This is a genomic window from Marinobacter sp. MIT932201, assembly GCF_047123295.1.
Taxonomy (GTDB): Bacteria; Pseudomonadota; Gammaproteobacteria; order Pseudomonadales; family Oleiphilaceae; genus Marinobacter; species Marinobacter salsuginis.
The window spans coordinates 2,995,019-3,016,248 of sequence record NZ_CP138917.1 but is presented as its reverse complement, the minus strand read 5'-3'; the positions used below and the strand labels follow the sequence as shown (position 1 = coordinate 3,016,248).

Genomic DNA, 21,230 nt, shown 5'->3' with positions numbered 1-21,230 from the left:
TCAGAGCGGAGTGGCATGACATATCAGTTGGCCACCACATTCACCAGTTTGCCCGGCACCACGATAACCTTGCGTACCGTCGCGCCCTCCGTAAAGCGCATAACGTTCTCGTTCTCGAGGGCCAGCTTTTCCAGATCGGCCTTGCTGATATCGGCCGGCACATCTTCCTTGGCCCGAACCTTGCCATTGACCTGCAGTACCACCTGGATCTGGCTGCGAACCATGGCGGACTCATCAGCTTTGGGCCAGGACGCATCGACAACGGGCTCTTCGTGACCTAACGCCTGCCAAAGGGTATGGCAGATGTGCGGAACGATCGGCGACAGCACGAGCACCGCGGTGTCCAGGGCTTCCTGGCGGACGGCACGTGCCTGGGGCTCGTCACCCTGGAGTTTGCCAACATCGTTGAGCAGCTCCATCACGGCGGCAATGGCCGTATTGAACGTCAGCCGCCGGCTGATATCGTCACTGACCTTGGCAATAGTCTCGTGAGTCTTGCGCCGCAGGTTTTTCTGGCCATCGTTCAGTTCGGCCGCGGCCACAGCCGGCGCAGGGCCGCCTGCTGCATGCTCGTTCACCAGGCGCCAGATGCGCTTGAGGAAACGGTGTGCACCCTCAACACCACTGTCCGACCACTCCAGGGACTGTTCCGGGGGTGCCGCAAACATCATGAACAGGCGAACGGTATCGGCACCGTGCTCGTCGATGATGGCCTGGGGATCAATGCCGTTGTTCTTGGACTTGGACATCTTGGTGACGCCGCCGGATACTACCGGCTCGCCATCTTCCCTGTGCACGGCCCGAACAGGCTGGCCTTTCTCGTCTCGCTCGACGGTTACATCGGCGGGCGAAATCCATACCTTGCCACCCTTGCCATCTTCGCGGTAGTAGGTCTCCGCCAGGACCATGCCCTGGCACAGCAGCCGGTTGAAGGGCTCGGAACTGGTCACCAGGCCCACATCGCGCAGCAGCTTGTGGAAGAAGCGGGCATACAGCAGGTGCAGGATAGCGTGCTCAATGCCACCGATGTACTGATCTACCGGCAGCCAATAGTTGGCAGCGGACGGGTCCAGCATGCCCTGATCGTAATTGGGGCTGCAGAACCGGGCATAGTACCAGGAAGACTCCATGAAGGTGTCGAAAGTGTCGGTTTCCAGGGTCGCCGGCTGGCCGTTGAATTCAGTCTTGCACCACTCAGGATCTGCCTTGATGGGAGACTGCACACCGTCCATTTCCACGTCTTCGGGCAGGCGTACCGGCAGCTTGTCGTCGGGCACCGGCATCTCGGTGCCGTCTTCCAGTGTCATCATCGGAATCGGCGCGCCCCAGTAACGCTGGCGGGATACACCCCAGTCGCGCAGGCGGTAATTCACGGTGCGCTTGCCAATGCTGTGTTCTTCCAGGAATTTTGCAATCTCATCGAAGGCTTCGTCGCTGCTCAGACCGCTGTACTTGCCCGAGGAAACGAGGATGCCCTTCTCGGTGAAGGCCTGCTCCTGGACATCGATCTCCCGGCCGTCACTGGCGGCAATCACCTGTTTGATGGGCAGTTTATACTTGCGGGCAAACTCATGGTCGCGCTCGTCGTGACCGGGCACCGCCATCAGCGCACCAGTGCCGTAATCCATCAGCACAAAGTTGGCGACCCAGATCGGAATCTCTTCCTGGGTCAGTGGGTGCACCGCCTTGAAACCGGTATCGATACCGCGCTTCTCCATAGTGGCCAGCTCGGCCTCCGCGGTCTTGCTGTTGCGGCACTCCTCGACAAACTCAGCCACGTCGCGATGGCGCTCTGCCGCCTCTTTGGCCAGGGGATGCTCTGCGGCCACGGCCATGTAGCTCACGCCCATCAGGGTGTCGGGGCGGGTGGTATAAACGGTCAGACCGCTATCACGGTCTTTAAGCGGGAAGGTCAGCTCGGTGCCTTCAGACTTGCCGATCCAGTTGCGCTGCATGGTCTTGACCTGCTCTGGCCAGTCTTCCAGCTCGTCCAGATCGTTCAGCAGTTCTTCGGCGTAATCGGTAATGCGGATGAACCACTGGGGAATCTTCTTTTGTTCCACCAGCGCCCCGGAACGCCAGCCCCGGCCGTCCACGACCTGCTCGTTGGCCAGAACCGTCTGGTCCACCGGGTCCCAGTTCACCGTGGACATCTTCTTGTACACCAGGCCCTTCTCATACAGACGCGCGAAGAACCACTGTTCCCAGCGATAGTAATCCGGCTTGCAGGTAGCCAGCTCCCGATCCCAGTCGTACCCGAACCCCAGCTGCTTGAGTTGGTTCTTCATGTACTCGATGTTGGCGTAGGTCCACTTGGCCGGTGCAGTCTTGTTGGCAATGGCGGCGTTCTCGGCAGGCAGGCCAAATGCATCCCAGCCCATGGGTTGCATCACGTTCTTGCCCTGCATGCGCTGGTAGCGGGAAATCACATCGCCGATGGTGTAATTGCGGACGTGCCCCATGTGCAGCTTGCCACTGGGGTAGGGGAACATGGACAGGCAGTAGTACTTGGGCTTGCCCGGTTCTTCCTTAACCGTGAAGGTCTTGTTCTCTTCCCAGAAATTACGGGCATTCTGTTCTACGTCACGGGGATTGTATTGCTCGTCCATTCCTGCCATTACCGAAATTACCTTGTGTGGAAAAAATAAAAGCCTGTATCAAAATCACGTCCGGAGCGGGCCGGACATTCTAACGCACACTAGCCTTTACAGGTAGTCTGCCAATTTTCTGTTCTTGTGCCAGACTTGCAGATATGGGGGAAGCGCTGGCGGCGATGACTCCCCGGGACACGCCGTGAATACGTCCGTGTAGGCTTGATCGCAGCATCCATGCTGCTCACAGTCCCGGGGAGTCATCGCCGCCAGCGCCCCAGGCATAAGCAGTGGAGTCGGCAGGTGTTTTTCCAAGGTTTGGGAGACGGGCTTCGACCTCTCTTTCCGGGACTGTCTGCAGCATGGATGCTGCAGCCAAGCGTACATGGATGTATTCACAGCGTGTCCCGGAAAAGAAGGCTGTGCAGCGGCTCCTGCACCTGAACGCGGTATCGAGGAGTCAAAATGACACAACCAGAAAGAAGTCATCTATCAGGCAAGGCTTTGGAAGTTTACGACCGTATGCTGGAGCGGGTAAAAACGCGCCTTCATGACCTGGAGGAAACATCGCTCCAGAACCTCGAAGAAGAGGTCCAGAAAGCGGTGGAATTTGAGTACGAGCTCGAGGAGATGACCAGGGATGAAGCGGCCCTGCTCGGCGAATACCTCCAGAGGGATCTCGAGCACCTACTGCACTTCGTGGAGGAAACTGGAGAAGGCCTGAGTGAATGGTTGCAGCTTGATATGGCATTGCTGGAACACCAGTTGGCGGACAGTCTGCTGTCAGTCGCTGACAAAACGGTTGTGGACTTCCTGGAGCTGAAACAGAAGCTGGAAAATAAGGAAGTGGGCCAGTACATCTCAGGGGAAGTGGCTACCGCCGGGATGTTCCAGTGCCTGAACTGTGGACATATGCGGTGTCTGACAGCCACCAGCCACCTGGAACCCTGTGAAGCCTGCGGCTCCCACTACTACGAGCGGGTCACGAGCCGCTGGCCGAAACAGGAGGAATGATCCGCTCCCGGACAAAAACGATCAGAATGACCGCAAGGGTCAGCACTGGCCAGGAGCCGGTTTGCATGTAGGGCGTGTTACCCGTGGCAGTGAACACCTCGCCGCTCAGGGTGGCGCGTTGGAACTGGGGAATGGTTTCGGTCAGTTCACCACGGTTATTGATGATTGCCGTTACGCCATTGTTGGTGCCTCGAAGCATGTAGCGGCCGGTTTCCAATGCCCGCATCCTCGCGATTTGTAAATGCTGCAAAGGGCCGATAGAGTCGCCGAACCAACCGTCGTTGCTGATGGTGAGCAGAAGGCCTGCGCCCCGGGCGTTAAAGGCGACAAAATCGGGATAGGCGACTTCGTAGCAGATAAAGGGCATCACGTTGATGCCATTGGCCTCGAGCGGATCCTGCCACTCAGGTCCACGGCTGAAATCGCTCATGGGCAAATCGAAGAAACCGATCAGACCCCGCAACACACTTTGTAGAGGCACATACTCCCCGAATGGCACCAGCTTCTGCTTGTGGTACATGCCCTCGCCGTTGCCGATGGCCATGATGCTGTTGTGGAAGGTGAAATCCTCAATTCGGTCACTGAATCCATACCAGGGTATACCGGTAATCAGGGTGCTGTTTTCACCCAGTTCTGCGCTGATGTGGTCAATGATTTTGCCAGCCTGATCCTGGGGAATGGGAATGGCCGTTTCCGGCCATAGAATCAGGTCTGTGTCCCAGTGGTCTTCCGTCATTCCCAGATAGGTGACGATCTGGTCCTTCAAAAACTCCGGGTCCCATTTTATCTGCTGGGGGATATTGCCCTGCATGGCAGCAAAGGAAGTCGGGTTTTCGCTCAGATCCGTCCAGTCGAGGCGATTCATCGCCGGAGCAACTAACCAGGGGATAAGGGCAACAACGAGTGTGATGCCGGCAGCAACTGGTCTCAGATGCTTCAAGAGCCACCAGCCGCCGTAAAGTGCGGCACCGGTAGCAGCAATCCAGAAGGTGATGCCATGCACGCCGGTCAAGGGAGCCAGCCCGGCCAGGGGGCCGTCTGTATGCGCCGTGCCCAGATACAGCCATGGAAAGCCGGTAAGCAGCCAGCCACGGAGCCAGTCGCCAAGAATCCAGATGGCGGGGAAGAGGATCAGGCGTCGGACGGGACTGTCCTTGGCAAGCTTGCCCCAGAACCAGAAAGCGAGGCCGTGGAACAGTGCCAGACCCCCTACGAACAGAACAGTGAGCAGGATGGCTATGGGAATCGCTGTGTTGCCGTGTTCGCTGATGCTGATGTAAACCCAGCTGGCCCCGCTGCCGAACAGGCCCAGGCCAGTGAGCCAGCCGGCCCGGAACAGTTTCCCGGGGGCCAGGGGTACGGTAACCAGAAGGATCAACAGGAGCGAAACCGGCCCCAGCCACCACAGGTTGAACGGTGAAAAAGTCAGGGTTTGCAGGGCGCCGGCGACCACAAGTACCGCCGCGCCCAGCCAGGCATTGGAAGAAAACGGGGTTGTCAGCGCTCTGGTGTTGGTGGCGTCACTGGTCACTTCGGGTTACCTGCAGCAGACGGATTACACGGTTATCAGCGTTGGCAATGGTAAAGCGCAAGCCGCCGAATTCAACCGATTCGCCCCGTCTGGGCAGGTGTCCGAATTCCTTGAGAACCACGCCACCAATGGTATCGAATTCTTCTTCGTCCATTTCGGTTTCGAAGAACTCATTGAAATCATCAATGGGCGTTACTGCTTTTACGGCGTAGCTGCCATCGCCCCGGGCCTTGATGTTCGTCTCTTCATCGAAGTCGTGCTCGTCCTCGATCTCGCCAACGATCTGCTCGAGAACGTCTTCGATGGTGATGAGGCCGGCGGTGCCGCCGTATTCATCCACCACGATGGCCATATGGTTGCGGTTTTCCTTGAACTCCTTGAGCAACTGGTTGAGGCGCTTGCTCTCGGGGACAAAATTGGGTGGCCGCAGAATTTCCCGGATACGATTCCAGTTCAGGTCGTTGTTCAGGGCCAGGGGAAGCAGATCCTTGGCCAGCAGCACGCCGATGACATCGTCCTGGCTGTCGCCAATAACCGGGAAACGGCTGTGTGCAGAATCCATGATTTCGCCCAGAAACTCTTTGGGCTCCTGGGATGCCTTTACGGTGACCATCTGCGAGCGGGGAATCATGATCTCATCCACTCGCATGTCGATCACCTGCATGGCACCTTCGATGATGCTCATGGCATCGACATCGATGATGTTCTGGGACTCGGCGTCCCGCAGGATTTCCAGCACGTCCTCAACGGACTCAGGCCCGCTGGAGAAGGCCTGTGATATACGTTCCAGCCAGGACTTTCCGCCCTGGCTGCGACTCGACTGATCGTCGCTCATGAGTCTTGTTCCGTTTCCTCTGCTTCGTAAGGATTGCCATATCCAAGCTGCATCAGCAGCCGGATTTCGAGGGCTTCCATGACCTCGGCATCATCGTCTTCAATATGATCAAAACCCTGGAGGTGCAACATGCCATGCACCACCATATGCGCCCAATGGGCGTCGAGGGTTTTGTCCTGCTCCCTGGCCTCTTTCTCGACAACCGGCGCACAAATCACCAGATCTCCGGCCAATGGCACCGTTATACCGGCTGGCGCCTCAAATGGGAAGGACAACACGTTGGTCGGATAGTCCCGCCCCCGGTACTGGTGATTGAGTGCCTGACTTTCTTCGGTTCCGACAATACGGACAGTCACCTCGGACGGATCCTCGCCCTGCCAGGCAAGTTGCGCCCATTTCTGAACCTGCGCCTCCGAAGGTATTCCCGGAGCCTCAAAAACCTGCTGAAAATCTACTGTCAGCTCGTTCACTGGCCGGTCGCACTCCCATCATCAAAGGAATCGTAGGCCTCGACAATCCGTTGTACCAGCGGATGGCGTACCACATCCTTCGCCTCGAACCGGGTAAACCCAATGCCCGGCACCTTGCTGAGAACACCGGCGGCATGAATAAGCCCGGAGTTCTGGCCGCGGGGCAGGTCCACCTGGGTGGTGTCACCGGTAATAACCGCGGTAGACCCAAAGCCGATCCGGGTCAGAAACATCTTCATCTGCTCACGGGTGGTGTTCTGACTTTCGTCCAGAATAATGAACGAGTTGTTTAGCGTGCGACCGCGCATGAATGCTAGCGGCGCAATCTCGATCACGCTCTTCTCGATCAGCCGGGTAACCTGGTCAAAGCCGAGCATCTCGTAAAGGGCGTCGTACAGCGGGCGCAGATACGGATCCACCTTTTGGGCCAGATCCCCGGGCAGGAAGCCCAGCTTCTCGCCGGCCTCAACCGCCGGCCGAACCAGAAGAATCCGCTTCACCTGCTCGTCTTTCAGAGCCTCAACAGCACAAGCCACCGCCAACCAGGTCTTGCCGGTACCCGCCGGCCCGATCCCGAAGTTGATATCGTGGGTGCGGATGTTGTGAACATACTTCTGCTGATTCGCGCCCCGGGGCTTGGCTGTCAGTTTGGGCGTCTTGATCACCGTCACAGCACCATCGTAGGGCACGTCCTCCGGTAGACGCTCAAAGCCGGTTTCCCGGATAAACAGATGCACGGTATCCGGTGGAATATCTTCCGTGGCCTCGGTTTCCCGATAAAGATGCCGGATAACCTCGACGGCCGCCGCCACATGCTCGGTTTCCCCTTCCACCCGGAAATGATGACCCCGCCTGCCGACTTTCACATGCAGGCGTTTTTCAATCATCTTCAGGTTTTCATCAAACTGGCCACAAAGCGTCGCCAGCCGACGCTGGTCCACCGGGTGCAGGTCAAATTGTCTGTGATCGTTGGCGTTCAAAAGTGCTCCGTTTAGGTTTACTTCCCCTGGTTTTTTGTTGGGGAGTACGTCTTTCTGATGTTCGGTTAACGGGCAAGGGCCGGAGGGGCTTTCCAAAAAACGCCCGTGAATACGTCCATGTAGGGCTCGGTCGCGCCATCCCTGGCGCTCCACGTTTTTGGAAAGCCCCTCCGGCCCTTACCCTTTACGTACTATGTGCAGGCCCGAATGCTGAAAAACAAGTAGGTCGGATAAGCCGGTAGCGTTATCCGACAGGTTCACTCGTGACAGGCACGTTGATGGATTACGACTTTGTCTAATCGAAACTACAGCCCTATGCATTGCCGTCTGGTTGTTTTGGGCATGCAATGGAGTAGTCAGCGGAGAGTGGTGGGGCCTTCTTCCCAAAAATGTCGGCGGCCATGGATGGCCGACGCCAAGCGCACATGGATGTGCTCGTAGCGGTTTTTGGGAAGAAGGCCCCACCGCTCGCCAAACTCCCAAGCCGGACGAATCCCGAATAAGGCCTAAAACATCTCCGAGTTCACGGGCACCCCGCGAAGTGAGTTGGGATAGGCCTCCACAATATCGACATCAATAAAGTGCCCAACAACCTCCGGATTCTCATGCCGGAAATTCACAATCCGGTTATTCTCGGTACGCCCTGCGTATTCGCCAGGGTCCTTCTTGGACAACCCGGTTACCAGAATACGCTGAGTAGAACCCACCATCTTGCGACTGATATCCATCACATTCTGATTCAGGCGATCCTGCAGGATACTCAGGCGCTGCTTTTTAACATCCATCGGAGTGTCGTCCGGCAGATCTGACGCCGGTGTGCCCGGGCGGGCGCTGTAGACAAAACTGAAGGACATGTCGAAACCGATGTCGTTGATCAGCTTCATGGTGTCTTCAAAGTCTTTCTCGGTTTCGCCCGGGAAGCCGATAATGAAGTCCGAAGAGAAGCTGATGTCCGGGCGGATCTTGCGCAGGCGGCGGAGTTTCGACTTGTACTCCAGAGCCGTGTGGCCACGCTTCATGGCAGCCAGAATCCGGTCGGAGCCGCTTTGAACCGGCAGGTGCAGGTGGCTGACCAGCTCCGGAACACGCTCATAGACGTCGATCAGTGCATCCGAGAACTCCACCGGGTGAGAGGTGGTGTACCGAATACGGTCGATGCCTTCGATGGTGGCAATCAGCTCGATCAGCTCCGCCAGATCCATGGTGTCTCCGTCGTGGGTTTCGCCACGGTAGGCATTCACGTTCTGCCCCAGCAGGTTCACTTCCCGAACACCCTGGCTGGCCAGGTGGGCGACTTCAGCGATGACGTCATCAGCCGGGCGACTGACTTCTTCCCCGCGGGTATACGGAACCACGCAGAAGGTGCAGTACTTGCTGCAGCCTTCCATGATGGAAACGAATGCTGAAGGGCCGTCTGCGCCCGGTTCGGGGAGATTGTCGAATTTTTCGATTTCCGGGAAGCTGACATCGACCACGCCAACGCCGTTACCCTTGGCGCGCACTTCGGTGATCATGTCCGGTAGCCGATGCAGGGTTTGCGGGCCAAAGACCATGTCCACGTAGGGCGCGCGGTCAATGATCGCCTGGCCTTCCTGGGACGCCACACAGCCGCCCACGCCGATGATCATTTCCGGCTTTTTGCTTTTCAGCTTTTTCCAGCGGCCAAGCTGGTGAAACACCTTTTCCTGGGCTTTTTCCCGAATGGAGCAGGTGTTCAGCAGCAGAATGTCGGCGTCATCCGGGGAATCGGTCATTTCGACGGTTTCACCGGTTTTGAGCAGGTCTGCCATGCGGGCAGAATCGTACTCGTTCATCTGACAGCCGTGGGTTTTGATGTACAGCTTCTTGGCCATGGGTCTCACGTATTCTGTTGGATGGTGCGCCGGGAACTGGATGGTTTAAACGGGGCGCCAGCAAAAAGGAACTGCGTATTATAACGGGGTGCTTAAACTTCAACCACCTTTGTCTCGGCTAGTTGCTAGTCCGCTTGTGGTATTATTTTTGGTTCTTTAAATCGACAATCAAGCCCGAACACGATCATGACCCCCGAACGCCTAGCCCGAATCAAACAAACCCTGAACACCCGGCAACCGGACCTGAGCGTCCTCACCGATCAGGTTCACAAACCCCGGAACCTCTCCGCCATTATCCGCTCCTGCGACGCGTTTGGCCTTGCCAACATGCATGTGGTCTGGCCGAAGGAAGGTTTCCGGGCCTTTCGCAAGACCGCCGGCGGCAGCTACAACTGGGTAACCACCCACACCCATCGGAGCATGGACGAAGCGATCGACAGTCTGAAAGGGCAGGGCCACAAGCTATACGCGGCTCAGCTGTCTGACCGGGCCATCGACTTCCGGGAGGCGGATTACACAGTGCCGTGTACGGTGATCATGGGTAACGAAGTTGATGGTGTGAGCGCCGATGCGGCGGCCCAGGCCGACGAGCACATCGTGATCCCGATGATGGGCATGGTGGAGTCGCTCAACGTGTCTTCCGCCTGCGCGATTATCCTGTCCGAAGCTCAGCGGCAGAGAAAACTGGCTGGTATGTTCGACCAGCGCCGGTTGCCGGATGACGAATACAACCGCCTGCTGTTCAGATGGTGCCAGCCAACCGTCAAACGCTACTGCGACGACCGCAACCTGCCGTACCCGCCAATCGATCCGGACACCGGCGAGTTAATTGATGGCGTAGGCTGGATGCAGGAAGTAAGAAAACTAAGGGCAAATCGCCCAAGATGGGACGATCAGCCCATCACTCCTCGCGAGCCTCGAGATACCGCTGAAGCTGTTCCCGCAAAGCCTTGGGAAGCCGGGTAATCGTCAAGGCGTCTTTGTCGCGGTCATAGTAAACCGCCTGATTCACCAGGTCGGATGAAAAGGACACGCTCATGCCACCCCCGGAGCCTGCAATACGCACCAGCTTTTTCACCTTACGGTGGTCCGGGTGCAATACGCCGCTCTCCGGCAGTTCGGCGGTTTTCGAGGCGAATTCCTTGAAGCGTTGCGGCTCGCTCTCGTCCAGGTAGCCGGATAGCGCCTCGATTTCCACAGGCTCGCCCAGGGCATGCTGTTCCTTGCAGAACTCATAAGCCTTGTTGCGAACCTCGCCGGCTTTCTCTGGCTCCGAGGATTTTGCGAAGGCTTCCACGGCGTCCAGGAACGTCATGGTTTCCTTTTCCACATCCACCTGATTGGTAAACCCGCACAAACGGATAAACAGCTCGCCCGGCTCACCGGTTCCACGGCCATGCACCAGAGTGAGGTAGTTCTCCGCCGGGTTGTTGCTGCGCCAGTCGTCCAGCTCGATGCGAACGGCCAGGTTCAGGCGGGACAGACTGAGGACGTCGGTGGCATCCAGTGACTGCTTGCCATCGAAGCGCATGGCGCTGTCGGTTTCCAGAATAAACAGGTAAACCACCTCGGCGTCGGCCAGGGCATCGTGGACAATCATCAGATGGCCATCGAATTCTTCCTGGCTGCCAGTGAGCAGTTCCTGCCACTGCCCGAACAGGCGGTCGGTCATGGCGCCAAAGGTTTGTTTGTCTTCCAGATAGTCTTTTAGCCAGGCGCTGAACGGGCACTCGCCCAGATCTTCGGAAAACCGGCCGTATTTCTTGCCGGGCTTGCTGTTGAACAGCCGCTTCATCTGTTTGTGCAGCCCCTCGTAATCGCCACCGGGCTCCTGCAGGGCCTCGCCGGTCACGAGGCGGGCAGGCTGGCCCGGCTGGTACTGGCTGGCGAAGGCAGTGCGGAGGTGTTTGATGGCCATTTTTGGCTCCTGTTCGTTGTTTCGGTTAACTCAGAGAGGCGGGATTCTGCCACGATTTGGTGGCGGATTCATTGGTAGCCTGAAGGTTTGCGGGAGGGCCGCAGGGCAGGTCATTCTTTTTCTTACGAAAAAACAACTCGCTTCGCTCAGACATCTTTTTTCTAGAGAAAAAGAATGACCTACCCCACGTCCACGGGCCTCTCAGTGGTCCGCCAAAAAAGGATGAATGTTTTGCCGTAATTTTACGCGGGAATAAGCACTAGAGTATGCCGGTGACGGGGTGGGGGTATCTTTTTCTCTAGAAAAAAGATGTCTGAGCGAAGCGAGTTGTTTTTCCAAAGAAAAAGATACCCCCACCCCGGCGCCAGCCACCGTAGTAAGGGTATCTCCAGTCAATTCAAAATTTAAACCCGCTTGCTGCGAATCAACTCCTGAACAAGTTTGCTAACAGCCTCAGGAATCTCCTGTTCGCTGTCCGCGGTCGCAGCCGCATTGGCGATGTCAGTGCCGAGGTTCACGGCAATGGCAACCAGTCCGTGGGAAGTCAGAAGCTGGGCAACACGGCGGCGCTCGTCGGCATCGCCGGCGTTCTCTTCGTTGACCACAACCGCGGTTTTGCCCTGGTCGAACAGGGCACGCTCTACGGCGAGGGCCAGTGCTGGCGCCTGTCGACCGTTGCAGGCAATGATTGCGGGCTTCTGGGCCAGTCGGCGTTCGCGTTCTTCTGCCGACACCGGATCGAGGGATTCCCCGGAATCGGCCAGGCCAGCCACCATGCCAGCACCAATGGTGACGTTGGACAGGCGGTCGATCACGATAAAGCTGCCGGTGACGTGGTTGCGCTGGTATGCGTCAAAGGCAATCGGCTGGTTAAGGGTCAGTTCACACAGACCAATTTCGTTCAGCTGCAGCTGGCTGGGGTTGGCCTGCTGTTCCAGGGTGTTTACGTCGGTCTGGTGATGGATCTTTTTCACCGTGCCGGAGGTAAAGGTCGGTCCCAGCTTGATGTCGTACAGGCGCCCGGTTTCCAGTGGTGCATCCGTCATCCACACGATGTTGGCATTGAAGCGGTTGCCCACTTCGGGTTCATCTTCCACCTTGACCAGCATATCGCCGCGACTGATGTCGATTTCATCGGTCAGGGTGAGGGTGACTGCCTGATCGATATACGCCTCTTCCAGGTTGCCATCGAAGGTGACAACTTCCTTGACCGTACTGGTGCGGCGTGAGGGCAGGGCCATGACCTTTTCGCCCGGGCGGATCACGCCGGAGGCAATAGTGCCGCAGAAGCCCCGGAAATTGAGGTTCGGTCGGGTAACGTACTGAACCGGAAAGCGGAAATGCTCCAGGTTCTTATCCCGGCCGACTTCTACCGTTTCGAGGATTTCCATCAGCGGCTGCCCAGTGAACCAGGGCGTGTTCTCGCTCTTGTTCACAACGTTGTCGCCTTCAAGGGCGGACAGCGGCACGAAGCGGATGTCCTTCAGGCCCAGCTTGGCGGCAAATGCCAGGTAATCGTCTTTGATTTCGTTGAAGCGTTCTTCGCTGAAATCCACCAGATCCATCTTGTTCACTGCCACGACAATATGGCGAATGCCCAGAAGAGAAGCGATGTAAGAGTGGCGCCGGGTCTGGGTCAGCACGCCGTGGCGGGCATCGATCATCAGGATGGCGACCTGGGCCGTGGAAGCGCCGGTTGCCATGTTACGGGTGTACTGTTCGTGGCCCGGGGTGTCGGCAATGATGAACTTGCGCTTGTCGGTGGAGAAGTACCGATAGGCGACATCAATTGTGATGCCCTGTTCCCGCTCTGCCTGTAGGCCGTCCACCAGCAGGGCGAGGTCAAGTTTCTCGCCGGTGGTGCCCATCTTGGCGCTGTCGGTTTTCAGGCTGGCCATGTGATCTTCGTAGATCATCTTGGTGTCGTGGAGCAGCCGGCCGATCAGGGTGCTCTTGCCGTCGTCCACGCTGCCGCAGGTGAGCAGGCGCAGGAGTTCCTTGTTCTCGTGCTGCTTCAGGTAGGCCTGAATATCTTCTGCAATCAGATCAGACTGGTGTGACATCTTAGAAATACCCTTCCCGCTTTTTCTGTTCCATGGAGCCGGCTGAATCGTGGTCGATCACCCGACCCTGGCGCTCGGAGCTCTTGGCCAGCAACATTTCCTGGATAATGTCCGGAAGCGTGTTGGCTTCGGACTCGATGGCACCCGTCAGCGGGTAGCAGCCCAGTGTCCGGAAGCGGACCGATTTCATCATCGGTTTTTCGCCTTCCTTCAATGGCATGCGGTCGTCGTCCACCATGATCAGGGTGCCATCACGCTCAACAACCGGACGCTCGGCGGCGAAATAAAGCGGAACGATGTCGATGTTCTCGAGGTAGATGTACTGCCAGATATCCAGTTCTGTCCAGTTGGACAGCGGAAAAACCCGGATACTCTCGCCCTTGTTGATCTTGCCGTTGTAGATGTTCCACAGCTCCGGCCGCTGGTTCTTGGGGTCCCAGCGGTGGTATTCATCCCGGAACGAATACACGCGTTCCTTGGCCCGGGATTTTTCCTCATCGCGACGGGCACCGCCAAACGCTGCATCGAACTTGTACTTGTCCAGTGCCTGTTTCAGGGCCTGGGTCTTCATGACATCTGTATGTTTCGCGCTACCGTGGGTAAAAGGGCCGATTCCCTGATCCACGCCTTCCTGGTTCGTATGGACGATCAAATCGAGGCCAAACTTCTCAGCCACGTTGTCCCTGAACGTGATCATGTCCCGGAATTTCCAGGTGGTATCAATGTGCATCAGGGGGAAGGGTGGTTTGCCCGGATAGAAGGCCTTCAGGGCCAGGTGGAGCATTACGGCGGAATCCTTGCCGATGGAGTACAGCATTACCGGATTGTCGAACTCGGCTGCCACTTCCCGGATGATGTGGATGCTTTCCGCTTCCAGCTGTTTCAGGTGCGTGAGGTTGTATGTGGTCATGATAATCCGTTGCCGCCGTGCGGGCCGTGTTGGCTGTGCGAATGAATACGGCAACTATACCAGAGGGGGTAAGGGCATAAGAAGACGCCCAACTAGACATTGGCGTTATAACAATATAGCAGTGGCAGGCTCTGAATGGAGGTGAGCCAGGGGTGACGTTCAGGCCGGATTGCGGGAGTCGGCCAACAGTTTGGAGACGTAGCGGTCAACGTAGTCGAAGCCGTTGCCTTCAAACTCTGCGAACTGGATGCCCAGCTGGAACTCATCCCGCGCGATGCGTCTCATGTGAACGATGTTGCCGTCGGCAATAATAGAAACCGGTTGTGTGGCGACGACGGGCACGGCGAAGCGCGTTTTTACCGCAATCCAGTTGCCGGGGGCGGGCGCCTTCTGCTCGGGTATAAGCTGTTTCACCGTCTCCTGATTACAGGAGATCATCACCCCGGTACGGGAAAGATTGGACACCGAACAGGTCAGGCAGCAGCCGTCCGGTTTCTCAATCGTAATGTCGGTGGCTACATCCACCCGTTGTTGGTTGCGCAAATTCAATTTGGCGGCGACAGGTTTCATGTTGACTCTTCTGGCGTGTCTGGTTGCAAATGAGGCTGCCTTTCCCATAAATCTCTTCCAGAAAAAACACTTAAGCGCATGAAAGTGTAGTTGTTTACTTTGTGATCAGCAAGAAGCCTGCCGTCTATAGTGGCAGATTTGTTAAATCTTTCTGAACAGGGCGTCACAAATTTTGACGTCTGTCAGATTATTCTGCTGCTTTTCCCGGTTCGACTCTTGGTGCAGCCGATCCCGCAGCTGGTGTAAAATACCGGCCTTCATTCATTTGTGGGCTCGTGCCGAGCTCCGGGATTTCCAAGCCTTTTATGACAGATAACACCCAGACCCCTGCCTCCTCCGGTAACGGCAAAGTCGGTTTCATCAGCCTTGGCTGCCCCAAGGCTCTCGTAGACTCCGAGCGAATCCTCACCCAGCTGAGGCTGGACGGCTATGACGTCGTGCCCACCTACAACGACGCAGATATCGTTGTCGTAAATACTTGCGGTTTCATTGATGCCGCCAAGCAGGAATCCCTGGACGCCATCGGCGAGGCAATCAGCGAAAACGGCAAGGTGATTGTTACCGGGTGCATGGGCGTGGAGGCCGACAAGATTCGCGACACTCATCCCGGTGTACTGGCGGTTTCCGGTCCCCACGCCTATGAAGAGGTGGTAGGCGCGGTTCACCAGTTCGTGCCCCAGCAAAAGCAACACGACCCGTTCACCGATCTGGTCCCGCCTCAGGGCATCAAGCTGACGCCGAGGCATTATGCCTACCTGAAGATCTCCGAAGGCTGTAATCACCGCTGCACCTTCTGCATCATCCCCTCCATGCGCGGCGACCTGGTGAGCCGCCCCATTGGCGATGTGATGGACGAGGCTCAGCGACTGGTAGATGCCGGAGTGAAGGAGTTGCTGGTTATCTCCCAGGACACCTCGGCCTACGGCGTCGACACCAAATACCGCACCGGCTTCTGGCAGGGCAGGCCGCTCAAGACCAAAATGCAGTCCCTGTGCGAAGCGCTGGGCGAGTTGGGTGTCTGGGTTCGCCTGCATTACGTTTATCCGTATCCCCATGTGGACGACATCATTCCCCTGATGGCCGAAGGCAAGATCCTGCCGTACCTGGACATCCCGTTCCAGCACGCCAGCCCGAAAGTGCTAAAGGCCATGAAACGCCCGGCCCACGACAGCAAGACCCTGGGGCGCATCCGCAAATGGCGTGAGATCTGCCCCGAGCTGACCATTCGCTCCACTTTCATCGTCGGTTTCCCCGGCGAAACCGAGGAAGACTTCCAGTACCTGCTGGACTGGCTCGACGAAGCTCAGTTGGATCGTGTTGGCGCGTTCAAATACAGTCCGGTGGAAGGTGCCAAAGCTAATGAGTTGGAAGGTGCGGTTCCTGAGGAAGTAAAAGAAGAGCGTCTGGCCCGTTTCATGGAAAAACAGGCCGAGATTTCAGCGGCCCGCCTGCAGGCAAAGATTGGCAAGACTATTGACGTGCTGATTGATGAAGTTGATGAGGAAGGCGCGATTGGTCGCTCAAAGGCCGATGCGCCGGAGATTGACGGTATGGTTTACCTCAATGATGAGACCGACCTTGTTCCAGGCGAAATCGTTCAGGCCGTGGTTGAACATGCCGACGAGCATGACCTCTGGGCTCGTCTGATCTGATCTGCCGGGCGTTATCGAAGGAGTCCGCAGCCTTGGCAGGTGGCTTCTCCCAAAAATGTCTGTGGCCAAGGATGGCCACAGTCAAGCGCACATGGATGTGCTCGTAGCGTTTTTTGGGAGAAGCCACCTGCCATGGCATCCCCCAAACAACCAGGCCAGGGCCGCAACCAAGAGCCACGGCCCAAAGCCAGCAGGCTATCCCCCAAGCTTGCGAACAAGAATCTCGTTAAACAGCTTGGGATTCCCCTGACCCTTCGAAGCCTTCATCAGCGGCCCCATAAAGCCACCAAGCATCTTCTTGCGCTTCTTCGGGTCTTCCTCGTTCTGATACTGCGCCACCTGATCCGGCATACCGGCCAGAACCTCATCCACCATGGCTTCCAGAGCGCCAGTGTCAGAGACCTGCTTCAGCCCCTTGGCATCAATGATGGCATCGACGCTGTCGTTCTCGCCTGTCCACAGCGCCTCGAAGACCTTCTTCGCGCCAGCGGATGATATGGTATTGTCGGCAATCCGTACCACCAGGTCACCCAACTGAGCGCCGGTGATAGGCGAATCGGCGACGGATTTCTCTTCCGCATTGAGGCGGGCAGAGAATTCGCCCTGGATCCAGTTGGCGACCAGCTTCGCATCTTTGCCCTGGCTGGCGGCTTCTTCGAAGAATGCGGCCAGTTTCGAGTCGCCGCTGAGCAGGCCAGCGTCGTAGTCGTTCAGGCCGTATTGATCCTTGAAGCGGGCCTTGCGAGCGTCCGGCAGTTCCGGAAGGCTATTGCGGGCTTCTTCGATGAACGAGTCATCGATCTCCACCGGCAACAGGTCCGGGCAGGGGAAGTAGCGGTAGTCGTTGGCTTCTTCCTTGGTGCGCATGGAACGGGACTCATCACGATCGCCATTGTACAGACGAGTTTCCTGCACAATTTTGCCGCCGTCTTCCAGGATATCCATCTGCCGCTCGACTTCGTGGGCAATGGCCTGTTCCATGAACCGGAATGAGTTCAGGTTCTTGGTTTCGGTACGCGTACCCAATGTGTCGGAGCCCTTGGGTTTCAGCGAAATGTTGACGTCAAACCGCATAGAGCCCTGGGACATATCGCCGTCGCAGATGCCCAGCGAGGTCACGATGCTGTGCAGCTTCTTGGCAAAGGCGACCGCTTCGTCAGCGTTGTTCATGTCCGGTTCGGTGACCACTTCAATCAGTGGGGTGCCCGCCCGGTTGAGATCAACACCGGTCATGCCATGGAAATCCTCGTGCAGGGACTTTCCCGCATCCTCTTCCAAGTGGGCGTGGTGAATGCGCACCCGCTTGGATTCACCGTTGGGCAGGTCAATGTCCACGTAGCCGGGGCCAACAATCGGGCGCTCAAGCTGGGTGGTCTGATACCCCTTGGGCAGGTCCGGGTAGAAATAGTTCTTCCGCTCGAAGACCGAACGGCGCTCAATCTCGGCATTCACTGCCAGGCCGAACATGACTGCATAGCGGAACGCCTGCTCATTGGGCACCGGCAGGGTGCCGGGCATGGCCAGGTCAACCGCGTTGGCCTGGGTGTTGGGCTCGGCGCCGTAGGCGGTGCTGGAGCCGGAAAAAATCTTGGTTTTGGTGGCGAGCTGAACGTGAATTTCCAGCCCGATCACAATGTCCCACTGCATACTCGTTCTCCTGTTCCGGGCTTATTGCGGTTCGCGCTGGTGCCAGTCGGTCACCTGCTGGAATTGATGGGCGGCGTTCAGCAAACGGGCCTCGGAGAAATAATCCCCAATGATCTGCAGGCCCACCGGCAGACCATCCACGAAACCGGCCGGCACTGACATAGCCGGAACACCCGCCAGGTTGATGGCGATGGTGAATACGTCCTCGAGGTACATGGTCACCGGGTCGCTGGTCTTCTCGCCCTGGATAAAGGCAGGCGAGGGCGTGGTCGGGCTCATCAGCACGTCCACTTCCTTGAAGGCATTGATGAAATCCTGCTGGATCAGCCGCCGAACCTTCTGGGCCTTGAGGTAATAGGCATCGAAATAGCCGGCGGACAGGGCGTAGGTGCCCACGAGAATCCGACGTTTCACCTCTTCACCAAAACCCTCTGCCCGGGAGCGGGTGTACAGATCCATCAGATCCTTCGGGTCCTCACAGCGGTAGCCATAGCGCACACCGTCAAACCGTGACAGGTTGGCGGAGGCTTCGGCCGGCGCGATCACGTAATAGGCCGCAATCGCCAGTTTGGCGTTTGGCAGTGACACCTCTTTCACAGTGGCGCCCAGCTTCTCGTATTCTTTGACCGCGTTGCGAACCTGTTGCTCCATCGCCGGGCTGAGCTGGTCGCTGAAATATTCCCTCGGCAGGCCAATTTTCAGACCTTTCAGCGGCTCGTTCAGGGTCGCCGTGTAATCCGGCACCTCACGGTCAATAGACGTGGAGTCCTTGGGATCGAAGCCGGCCATTACATTCAGCATCAGCGCATTGTCTTCTGCTGTGCGGGCCATGGTGCCACCCTGATCCAGACTGGAGGCAAAGGCAATCATCCCGTACCGGGATACCCGGCCATAAGTCGGCTTCAGCCCGGTAACACCACACAGCGCCGCCGGCTGACGGATCGAGCCACCGGTGTCCGTGGCCGTCGCCGCGGGCACCAGCCGAGCTGCAACCGCCGCAGCCGACCCGCCAGACGACCCGCCCGGCACACGTTTGTTGCCTTCACTCAATCCCCATGGGTTGGTGACGGCGCCAAAATAACTGTTCTCATTGGACGACCCCATGGCGAATTCGTCCATGTTGGTCTTGCCCAGGCATACCGCGCCCGCCTGGCGGAAATTCGCAGTAACGGTCGCGTCGTAGGGCGGAACAAAATTCTCCAGCATCTTCGAACCACAGGTGGTGCGAACGCCGTTGGTACAGAAAATATCCTTGTGCGCGAAAGGAACCCCGGTCCAGGCCGTGGCATTCCCCGCTGCCCGCTGCTCATCCGCCATCCGGGCATCAGCCAGCGCCTGCTCCTCGGTCACGGTAATAAAGCTGTTGTACTTCGAATCTTCCCGCTTGATGCGGTCGAGGAACTCCTGCGTCAGCTCAACGCTGGACACCTCGCCGCTCTTAAGATCCCGGGAAAGCTCTGCTACGGATTTGTTATGCATGACGTTTCCTTTCACTCAATCACTCGGGGAACCAGATAAAGCCCGTTCTCGGTAGCCGGCGCAATCGCCTGGAACGCCTCCCGCTGATTGGTCTCGGTTACCTCGTCCGCGCGCAGGCGCTGGACCGCATCCAGCGGATGGGCCATGGGCGCAACCGAATCGGTGTCGGCCGCACCCAACTGATCAACCAGATCCAGGATGTTGCCCAGATCCTTCTCCAGAGCCGAAACCTGCTCGTCATCCACACGAATGCGGGCGAGCACAGCGACTTTCTCAATGTCCTCACGGGAAATGGTCACGCATTGCCTCCCAGGTAAATGAAATGTCGGTAATAAAAGAAGCCGGAATTTTGCACGGGGTCCGGGGGTGGTTGGAAAAGGCTGTCCAAAACTGTTGAGGGCCATGGATGGCCCGAATCAAGCGCACACGGATGTGCTTGTAGCGTGTTTTGGACAGCCTTTTCCAACCGCCCCTGCACCCAAATAAAAATTAAGGGCAATATGGTAACAGATTCGAACAATGGCGGGAGGCCCCAGCCCATAAGGTAAATGTGTGAACCGTAAGGCGTGAGGCCCGCTAGCGCCTTGCCTGCAGGGGTGCTCACTGCTAAAGTTGCCGCATCTTTTCTTTGCGACTGCAACTCTCAGGTTGAAACTACACGAATGTTGATAAAAAGACTCCGAGGCATCTTCTCCAGCGATCTGTCCATCGACCTGGGCACCGCCAACACCCTCATTTACGTGCGTGAGCGCGGAATCGTGCTGAACGAGCCCTCGGTAGTGGCCATTCGCACCAACAACTCCCAAAAAATGGTCGCCGCGGTAGGCGCCGAAGCCAAACGCATGCTCGGCCGTACACCGGGCAACATTACCGCCATTCGCCCAATGAAAGACGGCGTAATTGCAGATTTCGTGGTAACCGAAAAAATGCTCCAGCACTTTATTCATAAAGTGCATGAGAACAGCTTCATTACCCCTAGCCCGAGAGTGCTGGTGTGTGTGCCCAGCAAGTCTACGCAGGTTGAGCGCAAGGCCATCCGCGAATCCGCCCTCGGTGCTGGTGCCCGGGAAGTCTTCCTGATTGAAGAGCCCATGGCGGCTGCTATCGGTGCCGGCCTTCCGGTTGAGGAAGCCAGCGGTTCCATGATCGTCGACATCGGTGGTGGTACCACCGAAATCGCCATTATTTCCCTGAACGGCATCGTCTATGCCGAATCCGTGCGGGTTGGTGGTGACAAGTTCGACGAAGCCATCGTTACCTACGTGCGCCGCAACTACGGCAGCCTGATTGGCGATTCGACCGCCGAGCGCATCAAGCACGAAATCGGCTGCGCCTACGAAGGCCTCGAAATTCGTGAGATCGACGTGCGCGGTCGCAACCTTGCAGAAGGTGTGCCCCGGGCATTCACGCTCAACAGCGAAGAAATTCTCGACGCGCTGCAGGAATCCCTGGCGCAGATCGTTCAGACCGTCAAAAGTGCTCTTGAGCAGTCTCCGCCTGAACTGGCCTCCGATATTGCCGAGCGCGGTATTGTACTGACCGGTGGCGGCGCTCTGCTGCGCGGGCTGGACAAACTGATCAGCGAAGAAACCGGCCTGCCGGTGATCATCGCTGAAGACCCGCTGACCTGTGTTGCCCGTGGTGGCGGCAAGGCGCTGGAAGTGATTGATCGGGGTGGCATCGGAATGTTCTCCCAGGAGGGATAATCCTGTGGGGA

At 57.5% G+C, this 21,230-nt stretch carries 17 protein-coding genes; 4 read left to right on the top strand and 13 right to left on the bottom strand.

The annotated features are described in order from the left end of the window. Window positions 1–23 precede the first annotated feature (23 nt). Complete coding sequence (gene leuS, locus SIC15_RS13780; protein ID WP_412537622.1) at window positions 24–2,609, bottom strand: leucine--tRNA ligase; 2,586 nt, start codon at window positions 2,607–2,609, stop codon at window positions 24–26. 447 nt (window positions 2,610–3,056) lie between these two features. Here leuS and SIC15_RS13775 point away from each other — a divergent pair, with 447 nt between their 5' ends. Then, window positions 3,057–3,605: a zinc ribbon-containing protein gene (locus SIC15_RS13775; protein WP_069183048.1), complete on the top strand. Its 549-nt coding sequence runs from the start codon at window positions 3,057–3,059 to the stop codon at window positions 3,603–3,605. On the opposite strand, the gene lnt is transcribed toward SIC15_RS13775, so the two are convergent. The 5 genes from lnt to miaB all read right to left on the bottom strand — a co-directional run bounded on the left by lnt (window position 3,574) and on the right by miaB (window position 9,274). Further along, window positions 3,574–5,136, bottom strand: a complete 1,563-nt coding sequence (lnt, locus tag SIC15_RS13770) for an apolipoprotein N-acyltransferase (RefSeq protein WP_412536190.1) — start codon at window positions 5,134–5,136, stop codon at window positions 3,574–3,576. The two genes, SIC15_RS13775 and lnt, sit on opposite strands and share 32 nt — an antisense overlap. Then, window positions 5,126–5,971, bottom strand: coding sequence for an HlyC/CorC family transporter (locus SIC15_RS13765; RefSeq protein WP_069183050.1), 846 nt, complete (start codon window positions 5,969–5,971; stop codon window positions 5,126–5,128). The genes lnt and SIC15_RS13765 overlap by 11 nt, the downstream gene beginning before the upstream one ends. After that, window positions 5,968–6,441 (bottom strand): rRNA maturation RNase YbeY, encoded by a 474-nt coding sequence (ybeY, locus tag SIC15_RS13760; protein ID WP_222464969.1) that lies wholly within the window; start codon window positions 6,439–6,441, stop codon window positions 5,968–5,970. Before ybeY ends, SIC15_RS13765 begins: the two co-directional genes overlap by 4 nt. Continuing rightward, a complete protein-coding gene (locus tag SIC15_RS13755) occupies window positions 6,438–7,421 on the bottom strand; it encodes a PhoH family protein (protein ID WP_412536189.1) in 984 nt (327 codons plus the stop codon). The genes ybeY and SIC15_RS13755 overlap by 4 nt, the downstream gene beginning before the upstream one ends. A 506-nt stretch (window positions 7,422–7,927) precedes the next feature. Next, window positions 7,928–9,274, bottom strand: a complete 1,347-nt coding sequence (gene miaB, locus SIC15_RS13750; protein ID WP_349342787.1) for a tRNA (N6-isopentenyl adenosine(37)-C2)-methylthiotransferase MiaB — start codon at window positions 9,272–9,274, stop codon at window positions 7,928–7,930. 186 nt (window positions 9,275–9,460) lie between these two features. Here miaB and trmH point away from each other — a divergent pair, with 186 nt between their 5' ends. Then, a complete protein-coding gene (gene trmH, locus SIC15_RS13745; protein WP_349342788.1) occupies window positions 9,461–10,240 on the top strand; it encodes a tRNA (guanosine(18)-2'-O)-methyltransferase TrmH in 780 nt (259 codons plus the stop codon). Here trmH and SIC15_RS13740 read toward each other — a convergent pair. From SIC15_RS13740 to SIC15_RS13725, 4 genes are all read right to left on the bottom strand, one after another. Continuing rightward, window positions 10,176–11,192, bottom strand: a complete 1,017-nt coding sequence (locus SIC15_RS13740; RefSeq protein ID WP_412536188.1) for a nucleoid-associated protein — start codon at window positions 11,190–11,192, stop codon at window positions 10,176–10,178. The genes trmH and SIC15_RS13740 overlap by 65 nt on opposite strands. Before the next feature lie 404 nt (window positions 11,193–11,596). Beyond that, the gene (cysN, locus tag SIC15_RS13735) at window positions 11,597–13,255 is read right to left on the bottom strand and encodes a sulfate adenylyltransferase subunit CysN (RefSeq protein ID WP_412536187.1); all 1,659 of its coding nucleotides are present in this window, start codon (window positions 13,253–13,255) and stop codon (window positions 11,597–11,599) included. 1 nt (window position 13,256) lies between these two features. Next, the gene (gene cysD / locus SIC15_RS13730) at window positions 13,257–14,165 is read right to left on the bottom strand and encodes a sulfate adenylyltransferase subunit CysD (RefSeq protein WP_305966734.1); all 909 of its coding nucleotides are present in this window, start codon (window positions 14,163–14,165) and stop codon (window positions 13,257–13,259) included. A gap of 159 nt (window positions 14,166–14,324) precedes the next feature. Then, window positions 14,325–14,735, bottom strand: coding sequence for a PilZ domain-containing protein (locus SIC15_RS13725; protein WP_069183666.1), 411 nt, complete (start codon window positions 14,733–14,735; stop codon window positions 14,325–14,327). Between the two features lie 305 nt (window positions 14,736–15,040). On the opposite strand from SIC15_RS13725, the gene rimO reads away from it, so the two are divergent. After that, the gene (rimO, locus tag SIC15_RS13720) at window positions 15,041–16,387 is read left to right on the top strand and encodes a 30S ribosomal protein S12 methylthiotransferase RimO (protein WP_412536186.1); all 1,347 of its coding nucleotides are present in this window, start codon (window positions 15,041–15,043) and stop codon (window positions 16,385–16,387) included. A gap of 195 nt (window positions 16,388–16,582) precedes the next feature. On the opposite strand, the gene gatB is transcribed toward rimO, so the two are convergent. Genes gatB through gatC form a run of 3 tightly spaced genes read right to left on the bottom strand, consistent with a single transcriptional unit; the run spans window position 16,583 to window position 19,812 of the window. After that, window positions 16,583–18,034 (bottom strand): Asp-tRNA(Asn)/Glu-tRNA(Gln) amidotransferase subunit GatB, encoded by a 1,452-nt coding sequence (gene gatB / locus SIC15_RS13715; protein ID WP_069183059.1) that lies wholly within the window; start codon window positions 18,032–18,034, stop codon window positions 16,583–16,585. A 21-nt stretch (window positions 18,035–18,055) separates the two neighbouring features. Beyond that, a complete protein-coding gene (gene gatA, locus SIC15_RS13710) occupies window positions 18,056–19,513 on the bottom strand; it encodes an Asp-tRNA(Asn)/Glu-tRNA(Gln) amidotransferase subunit GatA (RefSeq protein WP_412536185.1) in 1,458 nt (485 codons plus the stop codon). Window positions 19,514–19,524: 11 nt separating this feature from the next. After that, a complete protein-coding gene (gene gatC, locus SIC15_RS13705) occupies window positions 19,525–19,812 on the bottom strand; it encodes an Asp-tRNA(Asn)/Glu-tRNA(Gln) amidotransferase subunit GatC (protein WP_069183061.1) in 288 nt (95 codons plus the stop codon). 366 nt (window positions 19,813–20,178) lie between these two features. Between gatC and SIC15_RS13700 the strand changes: the two genes are divergently transcribed. After that, entirely contained in the window at window positions 20,179–21,219 is a 1,041-nt protein-coding gene (locus tag SIC15_RS13700) for a rod shape-determining protein (RefSeq protein ID WP_008170134.1), read from the top strand. The last annotated feature ends 11 nt before the right edge of the window (window positions 21,220–21,230 follow it).